The organism is Pseudomonas jessenii, assembly GCF_002236115.1.
GTDB lineage: Bacteria > Pseudomonadota > Gammaproteobacteria > Pseudomonadales > Pseudomonadaceae > Aquipseudomonas > Aquipseudomonas jessenii.
On the sequence record NZ_NIWT01000006.1, the window covers coordinates 21777 to 44381 of the forward strand.

The window sequence follows — 22605 nt, forward strand, 5'->3', positions numbered from 1 at the left end:
TCCTACAATGCGTTCGCCTTTGTTCATGGCAATACCTTTCGTCCTCGCCGCGTCTTTTGTGCAGGCGCAGTCCTTACCAGAAGCCATGCAACAAGCGCTGGATGTCCATCCGGAAGTTCAGGCGGGTGTCAACAGTCGGTTGGCTGCGGATTATCAGTTGAAGGCTGCAAAAGGTGGATATTTGCCACGGGTCGACCTGCTGGGCGGTTATGGTCGTGAAGGCACCGATAGCGTGACGACGCGAACGGACGGCAGCAACAATCACTGGCAAACCCTGAATCGCAGTGAGTCAAATTTACGTCTGACCCAAATGGTTTTTGACGGTTTTGCGACGTCCAGCGAAGTGGGGCGTCAACAAGCCACTGTCAACTCCCGCGCCTACTCGCTGCTGAGTACTTCCGAGCGCACCGGGCTGACCGTGGCCCAGGTCTATCTCGACGTGCTGACTCGTCGCGAATTCGTACGTCTGGCCGAGGACAACCTCAAGAGCCACCAGCGCATTTACGACCAGATCCAACTGCGCACCCAGCGTGGCGTCGGCAGTGGCGCCGACCTTGATCAGGCGGAGGCGCGGATGGCCCAGGCGCGCAACAACCTGATCACCGAGCAGACCAACCTGGCTGACGCCGAAACCAACTACCTCTCCGCTGTTGGCCAGATGCCCGATCAACTGGAACGCCCGGCGAGTTTCATGGCGCTGATGCCGGCCAACCTGAATGAAGCCCGTGCGCAGATGCTGGAAAACAGCCCGATCCTGCGTTCGGCCGAATCCGATATCGCCGCTGCCGAGAAGCAGTACGACACGGCCAAGTCGACGTTCTACCCGCGCTTCGATGCTGAGTTGGGTCGCTCCGCGGACAACGACATTGATGGTCAGAACGGCCACAACAACGAATGGCAGGCCATGCTGCGCATGCGCTTCAATCTGTATGCCGGCGGCAGCAACAAGGCCGATCTGGAATCCAAGTCCTACCTGTCGAACCAGGCGCTGGACATCCGCAACAACGCCCTGCGCCAATTGAATGAAGAGCTGGGCCTGGCCTGGAACGCCCTGAACAACGCCAACGCGCAAGTGCCGATCGCCCAGCAATACGTCGACCACAGCACCGCCGTGCGTACCGCTTACCAGCGTCAGTTCAGTCTCGGCGAGCGCACCCTGCTCGATTTGCTCGACAGTGAGAACGAACTGTTTTCCTCCTCCCGCCGTCTGGCGGAGATCAAGAACATTCAGTTATTTACTCAGTACCGAATCAAGGCGACCATGGGCGAATTGCTCAAGAGCCAGGGAGTGGTCGCACCATTGGCATCCGTTGTGCAGAACGACATGAAGCCCAAGGTCCAATTGCCCGGTATGAATTAAGCAGGACCTTCATTGTTCAATTGTTAGCCAAGAGTGCCGAGCGTGGAATCAGAAGTCAGTCGGGTTCAACTCATTCATGATCCGCGCGCGTTGCATGACGATCCGTTGCTGGATGGTCTGCTCGCTCTTTGCATGCTGCACCAGAAACCTGCCAGCGCGGCAATGCTGACCACCGGCCTGCCGCTGCCCGAGCAACGCTTGAGTGTCGAGTTGCTGCCTCGTGCGGCCGCTCGCGCGGGGCTGCAAGGTCGGGTGCTGCAACGCAAGCTGGAAGATATTCCGGCGATCGCGATGCCAGCATTGTTGTTGCTCAGGGACGGTCGAAGTGCCGTCCTGCTCGGCTGGCAAGGCGAAGATCAGGTACGGGTGCTGCTCAGCGAAAGCGACGGCGGTGAGTCCCTGGTCAGCCGTGACCTGCTGGCCGATGACTACACCGGCAAAGTCTTTTTCGCCCAGCCGCAGCACAAGTTCGACGTCAATCACGGCACGCTGATTCCGCGTGCGCGCTCGTGGTTCCGCGACACTCTCAAGCGTTCGCGCTGGTTGTACGCCGATGCCATCGCCGCCAGTTTTCTGATCAACATCATTGCCATGGCCGCGCCGTTGTTCGTGATGAACGTCTACGACCGTGTCGTGCCAAACCAGGCCGAAGCGACGCTCTGGGTGCTGGCACTCGGCATCACGGGCGCCTACCTGTTCGACCTGATCCTGAAAAGCCTGCGTAGCCTGTGCCTGGACCTGGCCGGCAAGAAAACCGACCTGATTATCTCGGCCACGCTGTTCGAGCGCATCGTTGGCATGGCCATGAAATACCGGCCGGCGCGGGTCGGCAGCTTTGCCCAGAACATCCATGAGTTCCAGAGCCTGCGGGACTTCCTCGCCTCGCTGACACTGACCAGCCTGATTGACCTGCCGTTCACGATTCTGATCTTTATCGTCATCGCGATCCTTGGCGGGCATCTGGTTTGGATACCGGTGCTGGCATTCCCGATCGCCCTGGCCATTGGCTATGCCTTGCAGAAACCCCTGGTGGCGACCATGGAACGGACCATGGCGCTGGGGGCCGAGCGTCAGTCGAGCCTGATCGAGACCCTGGCCGGCCTGGATGCGGTGAAGGTCAACAACGCCGAAAGCGAACGCCAGTATCAGTGGGAGCAGACCATCGGCACCCTCAGTCGCCTTGAGTTGCGGGTGAAAATGCTCTCCGGCCTGGCGATGAATATCACCTTGCTGATCCAGCAACTGGCCGGCGTGATCATGATCGTCTTCGGCGTGTACCAGATCATCGACGGTCACCTGAGCATGGGTGGCCTGATTGCCTGCTACATGCTCAGTGGTCGTGCGCTCAGCCCGCTGGCGTCACTGTCCGGGCTGCTGACTCGTTATCAGCAGGCGCGGGTGACCATGACCTCGGTCGACCAGATGATGGAGCTGCCCCAGGAGCGCAATTTCGAAGAGCGTCCGCTCAGCCGCAAGGTGCTGCAGGGTGGCATTGAGTGCCGCCAGCTCAACTTCACCTACCCGCAACAGCAGAATCTGGCGCTGAAGAACATCAACCTGTCGATCAGTCCCGGCGAGAAGGTCGGCATCATTGGCCGAAGCGGCTCGGGCAAGAGCTCGCTGGCGAAGTTGCTGGTGGGGCTGTATCAGCCGGATGACGGCGCGTTGTTGGTCGATGGTGTGGATATCCGCCAGATCGACGTCAGCGAGCTGCGCTACAACATCGGCTACGTGCCCCAGGACATTCAGTTGCTCGCCGGCACCTTGCGCGACAACCTGGTTTCCGGTGCGCGGTATGTCGAGGACGAACTGGTGCTGCAAGCCGCAGAACTGGCCGGCGTCCACGAGTATGCGCGCCTGCATCCGCAGGGTTATGAGCTGCAAGTCGGCGAGCGCGGGCAGAACCTCTCCGGCGGTCAACGGCAAAACGTCGCCCTGGCCCGTGCATTACTGCTCAACCCGCCGATCCTGCTGCTCGACGAGCCGACCAGCGCCATGGACAACACCGGCGAAGAGCGCCTCAAGCAGCGCCTGGCAGCGGTGATCGAAAACAAGACCATGGTGCTGGTAACGCACCGGGCATCGCTGTTGTCGCTGGTGGATCGCCTGATCGTGGTCGACCGCGGGCAGATACTCGCCGACGGCCCGAAAGCCGCAGTGATGGAAGCGTTGAAGAAGGGGCAGATCAGTGTTGCTTAAGTCGGGTAAGGGTTCGATCCTTCGCTACTTCAAAGGCTCTGCTTCACTTCAGGGGCAGCCGCTGCCGGAGGTCAACAAGGCGCTGATCGAGGATGCGCCCCGCGTGGTGCGGCTGACGATCTGGGCGATCATCGCGTTCTTTGTGTTCCTGATGCTCTGGGCCAACTTCGCGGTGATCGACGAGGTGACCAAGGGCGACGGCAAGGCGATTCCATCGTCGAAGATCCAGAAGATCCAGAACCTTGAAGGCGGTATCGTTGCCGAGCTGTTCGTCAAGGAAGGTCAGATTGTCGAAGCCGGCGCACCGCTGATTCGCCTGGACGACACGCGATTTGCTTCGAACGTCGGTGAAACCGAGGCCGATCGGTTGTCGATGCTGCTGCGGGTCGAGCGCCTGAGCGCCGAGGTCGAAGATCGCCCGCTGAACTTCCCCGAGGATGTGCTCAAGGCCGTGCCGGGTCAGGCCAAGAGTGAAGAATCGCTCTATATCAGTCGCCGCCAACAGTTGCACGATGAGATTGGTGGCTTGCAGGAGCAGCTGATCCAGCGCCAGCAAGAGCTGCGCGAATTCACCTCCAAACAGGCGCAGTATCGCCAGCAATTGGGCTTCCAGCGTCAGGAAATCAGCATGTCCGAGCCGTTGGTGGCCCAAGGCGCGGTATCACCGGTGGAAGTCCTGCGCCTCAGGCGTGCCGAAGCGGAGACCCGTGGTCAGCTCGACGCCACCACGCTGGCAATTCCACGAGCCGAATCGGCAATCAAGGAAGTGCAGCGCAAGGTCGATGAAACCCGTGGCAAGTTCCGTAGCGAAGCCCTGACCCAACTCAATGAAGCACGCACCGACCTGAACAAGGCCCAGGCCACCGGCAAGGCCCTGGAAGACCGGGTCAGCCGGACGCTGGTCACTTCGCCAGTGCGTGGCATCGTCAACAAGTTGCTGGTCAATACCATCGGCGGGGTTATCCAGCCGGGCAGCGACCTGGTGGAAATCGTGCCGCTGGACGACACCTTGCTGGTCGAGGCGAAGATCCGCCCGCAGGACATCGCGTTCCTGCACCCGGGCCAGGAAGCGACGGTGAAATTTACCGCCTATGACTACACCATCTACGGCGGGATGAAGGCCAAGCTGGAGCAGATCGGTGCCGACACCATCACCGATGAAGACAAGAAGACCACCTACTACATCATCAAGCTGCGCACCGACCGCAGCCACTTGGGCACCGACGAAAAACCATTGCTGATCATTCCGGGGATGGTGGCTTCCGTGGACATCATCACCGGCAAGAAGACCGTGCTGAGCTACCTGCTCAAGCCGATCATCCGCGCTCGTGCCGAGGCGCTGCACGAGCGGTAATCCACCTTTGAGGCCACTGGCCCCATCGCGAGCAAGCTCGCTCCCACAATGGATCTGTATTGAAACGCAATTTTTGTGTTTCCACTGACCCCTGTGGGAGCGAGCTTGCTTGCGATAGCGTCCGCCAAAACACCACAATCCTGTCAGAAAGTGACAAATAACGTCACACCACGATTCCTCCACTCCCTTAGCAATCGCCATATCGTTATTCGTTAACGGTATTTAAATTTCAATTCTTATATCTATAAAGTCAATCTCCTGCGTACCTGTCGACCAATCGGCGCGCCGCACGACACGAACCAACACGGGACCTCCGTGAGTTTCTGATCGACGCGCGCGCCTTTGTGCGTGCCGTGCGTGGGAGTGATTTATGTCTGCAGCTTCAGCTTCGCCAAGCATCGCGCCACAACTCTTTGAAGTCCGCCCGTTCAGCGGAGCGGTGGGCGTCGAGATCATCGGTCTCGACCTGTCCCGCCCGATCAATGATCAGGACTTCGCCCGTATTCACCGCGCGCACCTGGATCATCACGTAGTGGTGTTCCGCGACCAGCGCATAACCCCTGAGCAACAGATCGATTTCAGCCGTCGTTTTGGCGTGTTGCAGATCCATGTGCTCAAGCAGTTCCTGCTGACAGGGCATCCGGAAATCCTGATCGTCTCCAACATCGTCGAAAACGGCCAGAACATCGGCCTGGGTGACGCCGGCAAGTTCTGGCATTCCGATCTCTCCTACAAAGAACTGCCGAGCCTGGGCTCGATGCTGCATGCCCAGGAGCTGCCGTCAGAAGGCGGTGACACATTGTTCGCCGACATGCACAAAGCCTGGGACAACCTGCCACTCGCGTTGCGCAATGCCGTTGAAGGTCGCTCGGCCGCGCACTCCTACACCGCGCGTTACAGCGAGACCAAATTCGAAGGCAACTGGCGCCCGACCCTGACCCCGGAGCAACTCGCCCAGGTCGCCGAAGTCGTCCACCCGGTCGTGCGTACCCACCCGGAAAACGGTCGCAAGGCGTTGTTCGTCAGCGAGGGGTTCACCACTCGCATCGTTGGCCTGCCGGAAGACGAGAGCCAGCAACTGCTGACCGAGCTCTACGCCCACAGCGTGCTGCCGCAAAACATCTACCGCCATCAATGGCAGCCCCATGACCTGGTGTTCTGGGACAACCGTTCGCTGATCCACCTCGCCGCCGGATGCCCCAGCCATCTGCGCCGCAAGCTGTATCGCACCACCATCCAGGGCGACGCGCCTTTCTGAATTGTCGGAGATCTGATCATGTCCAAACGTCTTCCATTCGCACCTCTGGCCGCGGCCATCGGTCTGGGTTTCAGCCTGATCGCCGGCAGCCTGGTGGCACCGACCGTGGCCCACGCCGAAGGTGAAATCCGCATTGCCGAACAGTTCGGCATCGTTTACTTGCTGCTGAACGTGGTGCGCGATCAGAACCTGATCGAGAAGTACGGCAAGCAGGAAGGCATCGACATCAAGGTCGACTGGACCCAGCTCTCCGGCGGTGCAGCGGTCAACGACGCGTTGCTGTCGGGCTCTATCGACATTGCCGGCGCTGGTGTTGGCCCGCTGCTGACCATCTGGGATCGCACCCACGGCAAGCAGAACGTCAAGGCCGTGGCTTCTCTGGGCAACTTCCCGTACTACCTGGTGAGCAATAATCCCAAGGTCAAAACCATTGCCGATTTCACCGAGAAAGACCGAATCGCAGTGCCGGCGGTGGGCGTGTCGGTGCAGTCGCGCTTCCTGCAATACGCGGCGGCCAAACAGTGGGGTGACAAGGACTTCAATCGCCTCGACAAGTACACCATCGCTGTTCCACATCCTGATGCCACGGCTGCGCTGATCGCTGGCGGAACCGAGTTGACCGGGCACTTTTCCAACCCGCCGTTCCAGGATCAGGCGCTGGAAAATCCCAACGTGCACGTGGTACTGAACACCTATGACCTTCTCGGTCCGAACTCGCCGACGGTGCTGTTCGCCACCGAGAAATTCCGCAATGAGAACCCGAAAACCTACAAGGCATTCATTGACGCGCTGACCGAAGCGGCCACGTTTGCCCAGAACGACAAAGGCGCAGCGGCGGACACTTACATCCGCGTTACCAAGGCCAAAATCGATCGTGCGGCGTTGCTGAAAATCATCGACAACCCGCAGTTCGAGTTCAGCGTCACGCCGAAAAATACCTACCCGTTGGCTGAGTTCCTGTACCGCGTTGGCGCGATCAAAAACAAACCGGATTCGTGGAAGGACTACTTCTTCCAGGACACCAAACCACTGCAAGGGAGCTGACCGAAATGAACGCTCCTTTGCAAGGCCACACGGTCAGCAAACCGATCGCGGCAGCCCAGGCGCTGCTGTCGGTCGATAACGTCAGCCTCGAATACCGCACACCGCAGCGCGTGGTGCGGGCGACCCATCAAGTCAGTTTCGAGATCGATCCGGCAGACCGCTTTGTCCTGCTCGGCCCGTCCGGTTGCGGCAAGTCGACGTTGCTCAAAGCCGCCGCCGGCTTCATCCAGCCAGTGGAAGGCGAGATCCGTCTGCAAGGCCAGCGCGTCGATGCGCCGGGACCGGACCGGATCGTGGTGTTTCAGGAGTTCGATCAACTGCCGCCGTGGAAAACCGTCAAACAGAACGTGATGTTTCCGCTTCTGGCTTCGAAAACCCTCAAGCGCAGGGAGGCCGAAGAGCGAGCGCTGCACTATCTGGAAAAGGTCGGCCTGGCGGCGTTTGCCGATGCTTATCCGCACACCTTGTCAGGCGGGATGAAGGCACGGGTCGCCATCGCACGGGCGCTGGCGATGCAGCCGAAAATCCTGTTGATGGACGAACCCTTTGCTGCGCTCGATGCCCTGACCCGGCGCAAGATGCAGGAAGAATTGCTGCTGCTCTGGGAGGAAGTGCGTTTCACGCTGCTGTTCGTCACGCACTCTATCGAAGAGGCACTGGTGGTGGGCAATCGCATTCTGTTGCTGTCACCCCATCCCGGACGGGTGAGGGCGGAAGTCCACAGCCACCAGTACGATTTGCACAGCCTCGGCGGTGTGGCGTTTCAGGAATCGGCGCGACGTATTCATCGACTGTTGTTCGACGAAGGTCAATCACCGCAAGCCGAGCATGAACTGGATTTCGCTGATATCCGCATCGCTTATTGAGCCAGTTGAAAGGAGGGCCCGATGAGCCATTTATCATCCCCGCGTGAAGAATTCGAAACCGTATTGCCGCCACTGACCAGCGTGCCGCTGGAGCGCGAACTGCCCCTCGGCCAACGCCTGTGGCAACAGGGCTGGCTACGTAAAAGCCTGATCCTGATTTTGCTTGCCGTGCTATGGGAAGCGGTTGCCCGTTATCAAAACAACGACCTGCTGCTGCCGAGTTTTGTGCAAACCGCTCACGCGCTTTACGACGGCCTGCTCAGCGGCGAGTTGCTGGGCAAGGTGTGGATTTCTTTGGTGGTGCTGCTCAAGGGCTACCTGATCGGCATCGTTCTGGCGTTTGCCCTGACCACGCTGGCGGTGTCGACCCAGTTCGGTCGTGACCTGCTGAGTACTCTGACTTCAATGTTCAACCCGTTGCCGGCCATCGCGCTGTTGCCGCTGGCGCTGTTGTGGTTTGGCTTAGGGCAAAACAGCCTGATTTTCGTGCTGGTGCATTCGGTGCTCTGGGCGCTGGCGCTGAACACCTACGCTGGCTTTCTTGGTGTCTCGGAAACCCTGCGCATGGCCGGGCGCAACTACGGCCTCAAGGGCATGCGTTTCGTGCTGTTCATCCTGATTCCGGCAGCGCTGCCGTCGATCCTCGCCGGGCTGAAAATCGGCTGGGCGTTTGCCTGGCGGACCTTGATTGCTGCCGAGTTGGTGTTTGGCGCAACCAGCGGCAAGGGCGGGTTGGGGTGGTACATCTTTCAGAATCGCAATGAGTTGTACACGGACAAGGTGTTTGCCGGGTTGGTGGTGGTGATTCTGATTGGATTGCTGGTGGAGAATCTGGTGTTTGATTCGTTGGAGCGGGTGACGGTGAGGCGGTGGGGGATGGTGCGGTGAGTGTGACACCGTCCATTGTTGGTCTTCATCTCCTCTGCCGTATTGTCTGTGCAGTGGATATCCCGTCTAGCCGATTCAAGCGCTCTCTACGAAGTCGAACTTGACGCTGGGGCGATGGTGTTCCATGGACTCCTATCGGTTCTGGAAACGTTGAAAGCGCCCCGCGATTATCTGCGTCAAGCAATGGTCTCGAGAACAAATCAGGATCTTGTCGTGAATAAGCTGGTGGTATTTCGCCTGCTGATGCATCAATTAGAGTTGAGCGATTGAGGGGGTAGGCGGGGGGCATTGACGGCTTGGCTCTGGAGGCGCCAGTCAGTGGGTTAATATCGAAGTACGCAGGAGGGCTGCCTGGCGGTCTGCTGAAAGGCGCCTCGTACCACCCAAGATGCCTGAAGTTTGCCCGCATTGACCGATAGCCAAGATAAGTCGAGGCTGCGCCCGATACCAAACTTGTAGCGGAAAGCAATTGAGATGCCTGAGGAGCAATATCAAACATGTTTGAAAGTCCTGCAGCCATCCCTGTCAGCCCGGATATCGTGCCTAAACCATTTGCGAGGGTAGCTTGTCCGCGACTTATTACTAAAGAGCCAATATTCAATCCCGTTCCTACTGAAGAAGTCAGGTAACCGATGATCCCAAGCTCTCTAGTGGCGGAAAGTATAGATATCACTCCCCAATGCCCCGTAGGATCCGCCCGATTGATCGGGTCCCCCGCGCAATACATATAAGCATTCAACCCACCCTGCCCAAACGGACTCCAACTGTCCGGACTGTGAAAACGCATCAACCGCGGGTTGTAGGCGCGGTAGCCGTTGCCCAGTAAATACCAACCGATATTCGCCTCACGTAACTGGCCATTGAACCCCAGCCGTGTCTCGACTCTCTGCTGCGCGGACTGCTCGCCGTACGCTGAGTAGCCGATGGTTTTGGTCAGTCCATCGACGATTTCGCCAATGATGGATTGGCTGCGGTCGGTTGCCAGCAGTACTACGCGTGGCCGGCTGCGGTTGTCTCGATCAACAGGTTGGCTCATGCCGGGATCTTCGCGGAAACGGGGCAGGCTTTGAGTTTTACTCGCTTGAGCCAGGTTTGCGAACTATCAGAACTGATAGTGGTGTGAGTTGTTTCTATGGGCTGGCGCGAATGGATGTGGTGACGGCTCCACCGCTTTCGCGAGCAGGCTCGCGAAGAGGTCGGTGCTGCCAACACATGATTCGGCAGTTTGTTTGCTAGCATTGCGTCTGAATCAGTCCAGATTAAACACGAGTGCTCACGATGCAACTCCCAGACATGAACCTGTTGGTCGCCCTCGATGCCTTGCTCGACGAGGGCAGTGTGGTGGGCGCCGCGCGGCGGATGAACCTCAGCCCGGCGGCCATGAGCCGGACGTTGACGCGCATTCGCGAGGCCATTGGCGATCCGATCCTGGTGCGCGCCGGCCGTGGCCTGGTACCGACCCCCAAGGCACTGGAATTGCGCGAACAGGTTCGCAGCGTGGTGGAACAGGCCGGTTTGCTGTTTCGTTCGGCCGATATGGTGGAGCTGAGTTCGCTGCGGCGGCGTTTCAGTATTCGGGCCAACGACTTCTTTGTCGGCGTCTACGGCGGCAAGCTGTTCGACACCCTTGACCGGCAGGCGCCGCACTGCGAATTGCGTTTCGTCCCGGAAGGCGATGGCGATGATGAGGCATTGCGCGAAGGGCGGATCGATCTGAGCGTCAGCAACACCCGGCCGTTGACCCCGGAAGTGAAGATTCAGAACCTGTTTTCCACCCACTTTGTCGGCCTGGTGCGCGAGGATCATCCGCTGTTCGACGAAGAGATCACGGCGGAGCGTTACGCGGGGTTCTCGCATATCAGCATGTCTCGGCGCGGCATTGCCCGAGGTCCGATCGATACCGCGCTCAATGCCCTGGGGCTGGAGCGGCGGGTGGCGGTGATCGCGCCAAGCTTTCATGCGGCGATGTTTGCCTTGCCCGATTCGGACCTGATTCTGCCGGTGCCCAAGGAAGCCTTGCTGAGTGTGCGGCGGCTCGGACTGAAGCTGCGCTCGTTCGACCTGCCGATTCCGTTGCCGACCTTGATGCTGACACAGGCCTGGCATCCGCGATTCGACAAGGATCCGGCCCACCGCTGGCTGCGTGAAACGCTGAAATCCTGCTGCGATGAAACCTGGCTGGCCGCGCAGCCGGACTGACCTGAACGCAATTCCCCCCCTGTAGGAGCGAGCTTGCTCGCGAAAAACGTCTGAACGACACGATCAATCAGTCAGCACGCGTTATCGTTGACGTCCATCGCGAGCAAGCTCGCTCCTACAGGGGGCAGGGGTTGTATCGTTGTGTTTGGCGCACTTATAACCTGCCAATAAGTTGATTTTCGTCAGGCATTACGCTTCTTAGAATGCTTCGGTCTTTCCACGCCGGAGCTTGCAGTACATGACTTCCCTTACGGTCACGGCACCTGTGGCTGCGGCCAGCACGGCAGCCGCTCCACCTGTCTTCGGCCCGCGGATCATTATCGGCCTGGTTGGCGTATTGGTGGCGGTGCTGATGTCGGGTCTGAACGAGATGGTGACCAAAGTCGCCCTGGCCGATATCCGTGGTGCGTTGGCCATCGGCTACGACGAAGGCACCTGGCTGGTCGCCTGTTATACCGCGACTTCGGTGGCGGCCATGGCGTTCGCGCCGTGGTGTGCGGTGACGTTCTCGTTGCGGCGTTTCACCCTGTGCGCCATCAGCCTGTTCACCCTGCTGGGTGTGTTGTGCCCCTTCGCCCCGAATTATGAAAGTCTGTTGTTGCTACGCACCTTGCAAGGCCTGGCGGGCGGTGCATTGCCACCCATGCTGATGACCGTGGCCCTGCGCTTTCTGCCGGCCAATGTGAAGTTGTATGGCCTGGCCGGTTATGCCCTGACGGCGACGTTCGGCCCGGGTCTGGGCACGCCGTTGGCGGGGTTGTGGACCGAGTATGTCGGCTGGCAATGGACCTTCTGGCAAATCATCGCGCCTTGCCTGATTGCCATGGCCGCAGTGGCGTATGGCTTACCCCAGGACCCCCTCCGCCTGGAGCGCTTCAAGTCCTTCAACTGGCGCGGTGTGCTGCTGGGCTTTCCCGCCATCTGCATGCTGGTGATCGGCATCCTGCAGGGCAATCGCCTGGACTGGTTCGAGTCGAACCTGATCTGTGGATTGCTCGGCGGCGGGCTGTTGTTGCTGGTGCTGTTTTTGGCCGGCGAGTGGTCGCAGCCGATTCCGTTTTTCAAGATGCAGATGCTCGGCATCCGTAACCTGTCTTTCGCCCTGCTGACCCTGGCAGGCGTGCTGGTGGTGTTGCAGGCGGTGATCATTATTCCGTCCAGCTACCTGGCGCAGGTCCAGGATTATCGCCCGGTGCAGACCGCGCCGATCATGCTGCTGGCGGCGCTGCCGCAATTGATTGCGCTGCCGTTGGTGGCGGCGCTGTGCAACTTTCGCTGGGTCGATTGCCGCTATGTATTGGGCATTGGCTTGAGCATGCTGGCGCTGTCGTGCGTCGGCGGCTCGCAACTGACCTCTGCGTGGATTCGTGACGATTTCTATGTGCTGCAATGGCTGCAGATTTTCGGTCAGCCCATGGCGGTGTTGCCGCTGCTGATGCTGTCCACCGGCAGCATCAACCCGATGGAAGGGCCGTTTGCATCGGCCTGGTTCAACACCGTCAAAGGCCTGTCGGCGGTCATCGCCACCGGGGTGATCGAGGCGATGACCACGGCACGCCTGCATTTCCACTCGACCATGCTGGTCGACCGTCTCGGCAACTCACCGCTGGTCGAGCGCGACAGCGCAAGCCTCGCTCATCGGCTGCATGAGCAAGCGGTGGTGCTCACTTCCTCTGATCTTTACCTGTGCATGGCGGGTATCGCGGTGATCTTGATCCTGCTGATTTTCTGGCTGCCGACGCGGATTTATCCACCGCGCGCACCGACCTGATTGCTCCACTGAAACAGAAGGTTTTTATGAACACTCAAGCAAAGCAGAAAGTCGCGGTTGCCGTGGCCGCCGCATTGGCCGTCGGCGTGTTGCTGTACCTGGCGATGCCCGGCCTGTTCGGCAAGCGTACCCAGCAGAACACCAATGATGCTTATGTCTCGGCGGATTTCACCCTGGTCGTGCCGCGGGTTGCCGGGTTTATCAAGCAAGTGCTGGTCGAGGACAACCAGCAGGTCAAGGCCGGGCAGTTGCTGGCACTGATCGATGACCGGGATCTACGCGCCGCCGCCGAGGCCGCCGATGCCGAAACGCTGGTGGCCAGGGCGCAACTGCAAAACGCCCGGGCGACCCTCGAGCGCCAGGCATCGGTGATTGCCCAGGCGCAATCCTCGGTGGTTTCGGCCAAGGCGGAAATGGCGTTTGCCGAGCATGAACTGAACCGCTACAACCACCTCGCCGGGGTGGGCGCTGGCACGGTGCAAAACGCGCAACAGGCGCAAACGCGCATCGACCAGGCCTCCGCACGGCTGGCCAATGCCACGGCGGTACTGGCGGCGGAGCGCAAACAAGTGGAGATCCTCACGGCCCAGCGCGATGCAGCCGAAGGGGGGCTGAAACGGGCGCAAGCGAAGCTGGAAATGGCCAGCTACGAGTTGTCCTATACAAGGATCGTCGCGCCACAGGACGGCATGGTCGGCGAACGCGCGGTGCGGGTCGGCGCCTACGTCACACCGGGCAGCAAAATCCTCGCCGTGGTGCCGCTGGCGCAGGCGTACGTGATGGCCAATTTCCAGGAAACCCAACTGACGGATGTGCAGCCGGGGCAGGCTGTGCAAGTGCGCGTCGACAGCCTGGGCGGTGCGGCACTGAACGGTCGTGTCGAAAGCATTGCACCGGCCACCGGGGTGACGTTTGCCGCGGTCAAACCGGACAACGCCACCGGCAACTTCACCAAGGTGGTACAGCGGATACCGGTGAAAATCGTGCTGGAGCCGGGACAGTCGCTGGCCGAGCGCTTGCGGGTGGGGATGTCGGTGGAGGCGAGCATCGATACCGGCAGTGGTGTCTCGCGTGAGGTGACTCAGCGATGAAAACCTGTGTTGACGGTGCGGACGCCATCGCGAGCAAGCTCGCTCCCACAAGGGTTATGCGCGAAGTACAAGATTTTCGCATCACAGAAAGTCCATTGTGGGAGCGAGCTTGCTCGCGAAGAGGTCATCAGCCTCGCCTGACTTTTTCTGCCTTGCTTATGCTGAGCCTGTCCGCCTGCACCGTCGGCCCGGACTTTCACAAACCTCAGCCCACACAAATCACCGAGTGGTCGAAACCATCAAAGGCAGCCGCCAGCCAAGTAGTCACCGAAACGATGAACGAGCGCTGGTGGGAGGTGTTCCACGACCCGAAACTCTCCGCCCTGAGCCAGCGCGCCCTGACCGACAACCTCGACTTGAAGCTCGCCAGCAGCCGCCTGCAGCAAAGTCGTGCAGTTCGCCAGGTGATCACAGCCGACCGCTATCCGAATACCGCCGCCACGGGAAGTTACGCCCGAAAACGTAACAGTGGTGAAGGCCTGAGCGACCCGTCAGGGCACAACGGCCAATCCGCCTTCAACCTGTGGGATGCCGGCTTTTCCGCCTCCTGGGAGCTGGATTTCTGGGGCCGCGTGCGTCGGGAAACCGAAGCCGCCGATGCTAACCTTGAAGTCGCCGAGAACGACCGACGTGGTGTGCTGCTGTCGGTGCTGGCCGAAACCGCCCAGGACTACATTCAACTGCGTGGCGTGCAGAACACCCGGCTCGTCACCGAACAGAATCTCGACGTCGCCCGCCATAGCCTGAAGCTTTCGCAACTGCGCCTGGCCGACGGCGTCGCGACGGATCTGGATGTCGCTGAAGCCGCCGCGCAGGTGGCGGCCATCGAATCACGCCTGCCCGCACTGGAGCAGCGCCAGTGGCAACTGATCAACGCCTTGAGTCTGTTGATGGGCGAAGCGCCCCAGGCATTGACGGCGGAGTTATCCACAGACGCACCGGTGCCACAAACGCCGCGCCAGGTCGCCATTGGCTTGCCCTCGCAACTGGCTGAACGCAGGCCGGACATTCGCCAGGCCGAAGCACGGCTGCATGCCGCCACTGCCGGCATTGGCGTGGCCAAGGGCGATTTCTATCCGCGAATCACCCTGTCGGGGAACATCGGTTCCCAGGCCATGCAACTGAGCGATTTCGGCTCCTGGGGTTCGCGTTCGTTCGGGATCGGCCCGCAGTTCAGCTTGCCGTTGTTCGACGGCGGACGCTTGCGTGGCGTGCTCGAGTTGCGCGAAGCACAACAACAGGAAGCCGCTATCATCTATCAGCAAACCGTGCTGCGCGCCTGGCATGAAATCGATGATCAACTGACCACCTACAACGCCAGCCAGTTGCGCCGCGACAGTCTGGCCGAAGCCGTACGTCAGAACCGCATTGCGCTGGACACCGCGCAACAGCAGTACGTTGAGGGCGTGGTGGATTTCGTCACGGTGCTCACCGTGCAAGGAGCGTTGCTGGCGACGCAGGAGCAGTGGGTCGAGAGCTCGACCGGCGTGTCGCTGGCGGCCGTCGGGTTGTACAAGGCGTTGGGTGGGGGTTGGGAGTCGGTGTATCCGTTGGCCGTGACGGCGCAGCGTTAATACGCAGGCAATGATGGCCATCTGCTTGACGCTAGTCACCGCTGCCGTAGACTCGGTTGATCCGAAAGGGAGTGCGGTCATGCGGATTTTCTGTGTGTTGGGGTTGGGATCGGTCCTCGTCGCGAGCGCTGTCCAGGCGCAAACGCCTGGGGCAGACGACCCGCTTGCGCAAATGGATGCAGGCGCCAGTACTGCGACCAGCACCGAGGCCCGCGGTGTACTGCGGGCCCGGGACCAGGCCGTACTGGCCAGTGAGGTCCCTGGGCGGATTGTCGAGTTGCCGTTCAGCGAGGGGGAATCGTTCAAGAAGGGCGATACCCTGGCGCGGTTCGATTGCTCGGCCTATCAGGCGCAGCTCAATGCCGCTCAAGCGGCCAGCCGTGGCGCGGGTGAAGAACTGGCGCACAACCGGCGACTGGCCGCGCTGAATTCGGTCGGGCGTTTCGAAGTGGCACGTGCCGAGGCCAAGGTCAGCGAAACCCAGGCGCAGTCCCAGGTGTATCAAGTGCAGGTCAAGCGTTGCAGCGTGCAGGCGCCGTTCGATGGCCAGGTCGTCGAGCGCAAGGTACAGCGCTATGAAAGCGTACCTGCCGGCGCACCCTTGCTGGACGTGGTCGATAATCGCACCCTGGAAATCCATTTGCTGGTGCCCTCGCGCTGGATGGCCCGACTCAAGCCCGGCCAGACCTTCAGTTTTGTCCCCGATGAAACCGGCAAGCCGCTGGATGCGACAGTCAAACGCCTGGGCGCACGAATCGATGAAGGCAGCCAGACCCTGCTGCTGGTGGCCAGCGTGCCCGACGCCAGCGGGTTGCTGGCGGGCATGAGCGGCACTGCGCATTTCGCGGAGTTCAAGTGAACGCGCCGGTGAGCGGCGGTGCCGAACAGGTATTCGCACGTTTTCTTGATCTTGAGCGCCAGACCCGCGCAGCCCAAACGTCCGCCCAATTGGCCTACAGCCTGGTCAATGATGGACAGGCATTGTTTGGCTTTCGCCATGCGGCACTGTTGATCGCCGGGAAGGTGCAGGCCGTGACCGGTGTCAGCGCGGTGGAGCCGAACTCACCCTTTGTAGCGTTCGTCGAGCAGGCGGTGGCTCAGTTGTTCAAACGCGAACAATTGCAGCAGGCGCGGGTCGTTGCCGCCGATGTCCTCGGCGAGTCGCTGCGGGCTGAATGGCAAAGCCTGTCGGCGGCGCAGGTGTTCTGGCTGCCGCTGGTCGATCGTCAGGGCGAGGTGTTCGGTGGGTTGTGGCTGGCCCGGGACGTTGCGTGGAACCCAGCCGAACAGGTGCTGCTGGCGCAACTGGGTGATACCTACAGCCACGCCTGGCAGGCGTTGCAACCGCGCAAGCCCTGGCGTCTGCGTTGGACCCGCAAACGCCGGGGCTTGCTGGTTGCAGTGCTATTGCTCGGGCTGTTGATCCCGGTGCGCCAGTCCGTATTGGCACCGGCTGAAGTGGTGCCCTTGGGCGGGCGGGTAGTGGCGGCACCGCTGGACGGTGTCATTGCCGAGTTCCTGGTCAAACCCAATCAGACGGTGAAGACCGGCGAATTGCTGCTGCGCTTCGAAAGCACCACACTCAAGGCCCAGGCCGATGTCGCCGAACGCGCCCTCGGGGTTGCCGAGGCGGAACTCAAGGCCAACTCCCAGCGTTCGTTCGCCGATGCCGAGTCCAGTTCGAAACTGGATTTGCTGGCCGCCCGGGTTGAACAGAAACGCGCCGAGCGCGACTACGCCCGTGAACTGCTCAAGCGCAGCGAAGTGCGCGCCGAGCGCGATGGTATTGCGGTGTTTGCCGATGCCGAACGCTGGACCGGCAAACCGGTGCAGACCGGCGAGCGGCTGATGGAGATCGCCGATCCGACCCAGGCGCAATTGCGTATCGAGCTGGCTGTGGGGGACGCGATCTCCCTGGAGCCCGGCGCTGAAGTCGCCTTGTTTCTCGACAGTGACCCGCTGCAACGGCATCTGGCCAGACTCGAACGTTCGGCTTATGAAGCGCAACCTACGGCGGGCGGGCAATTGGCTTATCGGCTGGATGCGAATTTCGACGCGCCACCCCCGCGCATCGGATTGCGCGGCACGGCGAAAATCTTCGGTGACCGGGCGCCGCTGGGGTTGTACCTGCTGCGTCGACCGTTGGCCGGTTTGCGTCAGAGCGTGGGCTTGTAAATGAGCCTGCCCGGCCTGCGTGCCGACCTGCAACTGTCCCCGGCAGCGCCGGCGCTGGACGGTGCGCCCAGCTGGACGCTGGCCGACCCGGTGCGAGGGCATTACTTCAAGCTCGGTACGACGGCGATGCGTTTGTTACGTCACTGGTCGCTGGGTGAACCCGAGCAGGTCCTGCAAGCGGCCAATCGTGAGCCGGGACTGGCGCTGGACGGTACGGATCTGGAGCAATTGCTGGTTTTTTTGCGCAGCCACGACCTGATTACCGCCCTCGACCCCCAGCAGCGTGCCAGCTACAGCGTTAAAGCGGATGCCCAGCGCCGGAGCCTGTGGCAAGTGTTGCTGCATCAGTACCTGTTTTTTCGAATTCCGTTGTGGCGCCCCGAGCGTTTTCTCAACCGTGTCTGGCCTTGGCTGGAGCGCTTCGGTCCGCGAGCGCTGCGCTACGGATTACCCGCCGTGCTGGGGGTGGGGGTGTTTCTGGTGTCGCGGGACTGGCAGCGATTTATCGCAACGTTTCCGCATCTGTTCAGCCTTGGCGGCGCAATGGCGTTTGGCGTGGCCCTGTTCTTCGCCAAGCTCTGCCACGAATTCGGTCACGCATTCATGGCCAAGCGCGCCGGGTGCCGGGTACAGAGCATGGGCGTGGCGTTCATGGTGCTGCTGCCGATGTTTTATACCGATGTCAGCGATGCCTGGCGGGTCAATGATCGCAAGGCCCGGTTGCTGATTGGCGCTGGCGGCGTGCTGGCGGAGTTGCTGTTGGCGTGCATTGCCTTGCTGGCCTGGTCGTTGTTGCCCGACGGTCCCGCCCGCACCGCCGCGTTCATGCTCGCCAGTGCTACGTGGATCACCACACTGGTGGTCAATCTCAACCCATTCATGCGTTTTGACGGTTATTTTTTGCTCAGCGATTTCTGGCAGGTCGATAACCTGCAAGGTCGGGCGTTTGCCCTGTGCCGCTGGCGCCTGCGCGAGTTTTTGTTCGGCTACGGCGCAGCGGCGCCGGAGCCTTGGTCGCCGACAATGCAACGGCGTTTGCTGATCTGGGGGTATGGCTCGTGGTTATGGCGCGCGGCATTGTTTTTCGGGATCGCTCTGGCGGTCTATCACCTGTTCTTCAAGGTGTTGGGGATTTTCCTGATGCTGGTGGAGCTGGTCTGGTTCATCTTTCTGCCCATCATGAGTGAGTGGCACCAGTGGTGGGGCCGCCGCGAGCAGGCGCATGGACCGCGGGTGCTGCTCAGCAGCCTGGCATTGCTCGGGCTGTTGCTGGTGCTCATCCTGCCGTGGCGCAGTGCCGTCGAGGTGCCGGCCATGCTGGAAGCGGGCCGGGTCAACACCTTGCATGCGCCGGTGGCGGCACGGATCAAAGCCGTGAAGGTGCATGACGGGCAGTCGGTGGTGCAGGGTGATGTCCTGATCGAACTGGAGTCCCCGGATCTCGATTCGCGCCAGACCATTGCGCGCCGGGAAATCGAGATTCAGCAATTGCAAATGCGCCGTCAGGCCAGCCGCAGCGAAACGGCCTCCGATGCCTCAATCGTCGAGCAGCGCCTGGCCGAAGCGGTCGCCGAGTACCGGGGGCTGGCGGCTCAGCGCGAGCGATTGCTATTGCGCGCCCCCCATGCCGGCACCGTGCGAGATCTGCTGCCGCAATGGGCGGTGGGGCGCTGGCTGTCGACCCGGGAACCGCTGGCGCGGGTGGTCGAGGACGGCGTGCGCTTGCGTGGCTATCTGGCCGAGGCAGAACTCTGGCGCGTGGCACCGGGCGCCACTGGACGGTTTATCGCCGATGATCCGATGCATCCGGCGATTGCGGTGCAACTGAGCGAAATCGACACCAACGGTGTGGCGTTTGTCGATCAGGAGGCACTGACCTCCGATCACCACGGACCGATTGCCGTGCGTCGCGATCAGTATCAACGAGCCGAGCCGGTACAGGCGCAGTATGGCGCGCGATTGAGTACCCTCGAACCGGCGCCGACGCCGGTGCAGCCGTTGCGCGGCGTGGTGGTGTTGCAGGGCAGCGGCGAGTCGTTATTGGGGGTTGCCTGGCGACGCATGGCGGCGCTGGGGGTCAGGGAAAGCGGTTTTTAAGGAGTGCGACGATGGCGAACAGCAGTGCTGTGGCAGCCGAAGGTTTGGTGGTGCGGCCTTCGCGAGCCAGCGATGGGCCTTTTTTGCAACGCCTGTATCAATCGGCCCGACCGGACCTGCAATGGATCGACGACAGTGTGGAGGTGGTCGAGCAGATTGTGGCCCAGCAGTTCCAGGTGCAGGAGCAAGGACTGGGTGAAAACTTCCCCAATGCCATGCATTACGTGGTTGAGAAACTCGGCACTGCGATCGGCGCGTTGAGCACTGATTTCGGGCCGAATGAGATTCGCGTGCTGTATCTGGCCTTTATCCCGGCGGCGCGGGGGCAGGGGTATGGGCGGGCGGTATTGCAGGGGGTGCAGAAGGCCGCCCAACAGATTCGTTGCCCGGTGGCGACGGTGGTCTGGGCCAGCAATCCCCATGCGCTTGAGCATTACCTGGCGCTGGGTTTTGCAGTGCAGGAGTACAACGTCGCGGCACAAAGGCTGGTGTGGTATCCGCAAGGCTGAGGGCACTGCGAGCCAGAAAAGGGTCAGTTGAAGGCGATGTAGAAGTAGCCTCGCTGCGGATCACGTCCCATCGACGGCACCCGGGAAACGAAAATGTTTTCCACTTTGCCCAGTTCCGGCAATTGCAGCGTGCATAAACCGTCCACAAAATCGGTCGGGGCCAGGCTGTTGAACTCTACACTGAATGGCATGCGCTCACTGTTGCGCATGCGGGCGCGGGGTGACTCTTCGAGGTGTTCGAACTGCACCGGCAGTTCGCTGCCGTCGGGCAGGCGAAGGACAACGGTCTGGCCCAGCAGGGTCTGGAAATGATGACTTTGAACCGCTTGCAACATGATCAGCCTCCGAAAAGTGAACAGTGCCGGGGGCGCGCGGCCCCCGGCGAACCTTCAGCCACGCGATGGAAAATACCCTTGCAGGGCGATGCTGAAGTTGATGACCAGGAACGGGTTCATCACACTCATGGGCTGGGTCCCGCCAGTGGAGGCAATCTCTCCGGTGACGGTGGTGCTCACGCCCTGGAGTGCCACCGCCGTTGCCCCTTGCTGATCGGAGTAGATATTCGCCGTCCCCGGTCCGCCGCTCGAAGCGCCGATGAAGGCGTTGGTTGTCGTTGGCACGTTTACGGGATTGCTCGGCGGGTTGGCCAGTTGCAGGGTGGTGGTGGCGGTCAGTCCGGACATCTGGTGGGTGTGGTTGGGCATGTTGCCGATGGTCGCGGTGACGTTTTCGGTACCGGAAATCTCGCCAATGGTGCGCGTGCTGAGATTGGTGCCGGTGCCCTGGGCCATCGGTAATCGACCTTGCAGGTTGGGTAGCATGAAGGTGGTCTGGCCGTTGCCGCCGTAGTTCACGCCAATCAGCGAGAACAATGCACTCCATTGCGAAATGCTTAACGTCTGGCCATTGCAAAGGGCCCAGTTCTGGGGGGCGAAATCAAAGGCGAAAGGCTGGATAGTGCCGATAAATACTTCCATTAATCCTTATCCTTCAGGTTGGTGGTTGGCGCGCCACGCGGCTGCCAGACACCTGGGGGTGTCGACTCCTTTTCTTTACGTGGCTCGGTCACGCCACGCCACAGCGTAGACGTAGATTGTGGGTGTCGTGGCGAGGTTGTGTTTGTCCGATGGACACGCTCCCCACGCTGTCATCGTTAATGTCCTTCACTGTTTACGAAAAGCTCGGTATCAAGTCGATTTAGCTTCAAATTGATATCAAAAGACCACTAGTCGAAGCTTTATCGATCGACTACGCTTTGTCCTACAAAAGGACTATCAAATACGGTGAATGGACTTGCACCATTTTCATTTCATTTCCGGTTTGCCGCGCTCGGGGTCGACCCTGCTTTCTGCAATCCTGTTGCAGAATCCGCGTTTCCATGCCGGAATGACCAGCCCCGTCGGTTCCCTGTTTTCCGGTGTTCTGGAGCAGTGCAGCGCCGGCAGCGAGTTTGGTGCCGTTATCGACACCGATATGCGCCGTCGCCTGTTGCGCGGCCTGTTTGATTCCTTTTACGCCGACAAGGCCGACAAATCGGTGGTGTTCGACACCAATCGGTTGTGGAGTTCCCGCCTGCCGGCCATCAGCGATCTGTTTCCCAAGGCCAAGGTCATTGCCTGCGTGCGCAACGTCGCCTGGGTCATGGACAGCATCGAGCGTCTGTACCGCGCCAATCCCTATGAAAACACCAAACTCTTCGGCGATGCCGTCGAGCGCAACACCGTCTACAGCCGTTGCGAAACCCTGGCCCAGCGCAATCGCCTGGTGGGTTTTGCCTGGGCGGCGCTCAAGGAAGCCTATTACGGCGAGCATGCCGACTCCTTGCTGATCATCGACTATGACTTGCTGACCCAGGCTCCGGAGCGGGTGCTGCGGCTGGTCTACGACTTTATCGACGAACCCTGGTTCGAGCACGACTTCGAACACCTGGCGTACGACGCCCCGGAATTCGATCAAGCCCTCGGGGTGGCCGGCCTGCACAAGGTCAGACCCAAGGTCGCCGTGCAGGCACGACGCACCATCCTGCCGCCGGATCTGTTCAAGCAATACTCAGACTTGTCCTTTTGGCTCGATGGCTCTGCCAGCGCCGCCAATGTCATTCGTATGAAGTCCGACGCCGCGAACATTTGATCGCGGCGTTTTTCATTGATGCCTTACGTATATTCGTTCGAATCCGGGTGAGCAGCATGTGGTGGACCATTTTTGGCGGGGTAAAGGCAA

At 60.7% G+C, this 22605-nt stretch carries 19 protein-coding genes; 16 read left to right on the plus strand and 3 right to left on the minus strand.

Features of this window, described 5'->3' with window-relative positions:
- Positions 1 to 7: 7 nt before the first annotated feature.
- The 7 genes from PSJE_RS20245 (at position 8) to PSJE_RS20275 (ending at position 8969) form a co-directional block, all read left to right on the plus strand.
- Positions 8 to 1360, plus strand: a complete 1353-nt coding sequence (locus PSJE_RS20245) for a TolC family outer membrane protein (RefSeq protein ID WP_057712553.1) — start codon at positions 8 to 10, stop codon at positions 1358 to 1360.
- Positions 1361 to 1402: 42 nt separating this feature from the next.
- A complete protein-coding gene (locus PSJE_RS20250) occupies positions 1403 to 3559 on the plus strand; it encodes a type I secretion system permease/ATPase (protein ID WP_057712552.1) in 2157 nt (718 codons plus the stop codon).
- Complete coding sequence (locus tag PSJE_RS20255; protein ID WP_090452377.1) at positions 3549 to 4913, plus strand: HlyD family type I secretion periplasmic adaptor subunit; 1365 nt, start codon at positions 3549 to 3551, stop codon at positions 4911 to 4913. The genes PSJE_RS20250 and PSJE_RS20255 overlap by 11 nt, the downstream gene beginning before the upstream one ends.
- A gap of 370 nt (positions 4914 to 5283) precedes the next feature.
- Complete coding sequence (locus PSJE_RS20260) at positions 5284 to 6171, plus strand: TauD/TfdA dioxygenase family protein (RefSeq protein WP_090452379.1); 888 nt, start codon at positions 5284 to 5286, stop codon at positions 6169 to 6171.
- Between the two features lie 18 nt (positions 6172 to 6189).
- On the plus strand, positions 6190 to 7215 hold the full coding sequence (locus tag PSJE_RS20265; protein WP_090452381.1) for an ABC transporter substrate-binding protein: 1026 nt from the start codon (positions 6190 to 6192) through the stop codon (positions 7213 to 7215).
- A gap of 5 nt (positions 7216 to 7220) precedes the next feature.
- Positions 7221 to 8081, plus strand: coding sequence for an ABC transporter ATP-binding protein (locus PSJE_RS20270; RefSeq protein WP_057712548.1), 861 nt, complete (start codon positions 7221 to 7223; stop codon positions 8079 to 8081).
- Between the two features lie 21 nt (positions 8082 to 8102).
- Positions 8103 to 8969 (plus strand): ABC transporter permease, encoded by an 867-nt coding sequence (locus tag PSJE_RS20275; RefSeq protein ID WP_090452383.1) that lies wholly within the window; start codon positions 8103 to 8105, stop codon positions 8967 to 8969.
- Between the two features lie 25 nt (positions 8970 to 8994).
- Here the strand turns inward: PSJE_RS20275 and PSJE_RS20280 are convergent, their stop codons facing one another.
- Positions 8995 to 10005, minus strand: coding sequence for an RHS repeat-associated core domain-containing protein (locus tag PSJE_RS20280; RefSeq protein ID WP_090452385.1), 1011 nt, complete (start codon positions 10003 to 10005; stop codon positions 8995 to 8997).
- A gap of 242 nt (positions 10006 to 10247) precedes the next feature.
- Here PSJE_RS20280 and PSJE_RS20285 point away from each other — a divergent pair, with 242 nt between their 5' ends.
- The 8 genes from PSJE_RS20285 (at position 10248) to PSJE_RS20320 (ending at position 20385) form a co-directional block, all read left to right on the plus strand.
- Positions 10248 to 11168, plus strand: a complete 921-nt coding sequence (locus PSJE_RS20285; RefSeq protein ID WP_090452387.1) for a LysR family transcriptional regulator — start codon at positions 10248 to 10250, stop codon at positions 11166 to 11168.
- 238 nt (positions 11169 to 11406) lie between these two features.
- Positions 11407 to 12939, plus strand: a complete 1533-nt coding sequence (locus PSJE_RS20290) for an MFS transporter (RefSeq protein ID WP_090452389.1) — start codon at positions 11407 to 11409, stop codon at positions 12937 to 12939.
- A gap of 26 nt (positions 12940 to 12965) precedes the next feature.
- Positions 12966 to 14030, plus strand: a complete 1065-nt coding sequence (locus PSJE_RS20295; RefSeq protein WP_090452391.1) for an HlyD family secretion protein — start codon at positions 12966 to 12968, stop codon at positions 14028 to 14030.
- The gene (locus tag PSJE_RS20300) at positions 14027 to 15604 is read left to right on the plus strand and encodes an efflux transporter outer membrane subunit (RefSeq protein WP_090452393.1); all 1578 of its coding nucleotides are present in this window, start codon (positions 14027 to 14029) and stop codon (positions 15602 to 15604) included. The genes PSJE_RS20295 and PSJE_RS20300 overlap by 4 nt, the downstream gene beginning before the upstream one ends.
- A gap of 79 nt (positions 15605 to 15683) precedes the next feature.
- A complete protein-coding gene (locus PSJE_RS20305) occupies positions 15684 to 16463 on the plus strand; it encodes an efflux RND transporter periplasmic adaptor subunit (RefSeq protein WP_090452395.1) in 780 nt (259 codons plus the stop codon).
- Positions 16460 to 17779 (plus strand): efflux RND transporter periplasmic adaptor subunit, encoded by a 1320-nt coding sequence (locus PSJE_RS20310; protein ID WP_090452397.1) that lies wholly within the window; start codon positions 16460 to 16462, stop codon positions 17777 to 17779. The genes PSJE_RS20305 and PSJE_RS20310 overlap by 4 nt, the downstream gene beginning before the upstream one ends.
- A complete protein-coding gene (locus PSJE_RS20315) occupies positions 17780 to 19876 on the plus strand; it encodes an efflux RND transporter periplasmic adaptor subunit (protein WP_090452399.1) in 2097 nt (698 codons plus the stop codon).
- A gap of 11 nt (positions 19877 to 19887) precedes the next feature.
- The gene (locus tag PSJE_RS20320; RefSeq protein ID WP_057712538.1) at positions 19888 to 20385 is read left to right on the plus strand and encodes a GNAT family N-acetyltransferase; all 498 of its coding nucleotides are present in this window, start codon (positions 19888 to 19890) and stop codon (positions 20383 to 20385) included.
- 23 nt (positions 20386 to 20408) lie between these two features.
- On the opposite strand, the gene PSJE_RS20325 is transcribed toward PSJE_RS20320, so the two are convergent.
- Positions 20409 to 20720, minus strand: coding sequence for a DUF6916 family protein (locus tag PSJE_RS20325; RefSeq protein ID WP_090452400.1), 312 nt, complete (start codon positions 20718 to 20720; stop codon positions 20409 to 20411).
- Positions 20721 to 20774: 54 nt separating this feature from the next.
- A complete protein-coding gene (locus tag PSJE_RS20330; protein WP_090452402.1) occupies positions 20775 to 21362 on the minus strand; it encodes a phage tail protein in 588 nt (195 codons plus the stop codon).
- Between the two features lie 310 nt (positions 21363 to 21672).
- Between PSJE_RS20330 and PSJE_RS20335 the strand changes: the two genes are divergently transcribed.
- A complete protein-coding gene (locus PSJE_RS20335; protein WP_090452404.1) occupies positions 21673 to 22515 on the plus strand; it encodes a sulfotransferase family protein in 843 nt (280 codons plus the stop codon).
- The last annotated feature ends 90 nt before the right edge of the window (positions 22516 to 22605 follow it).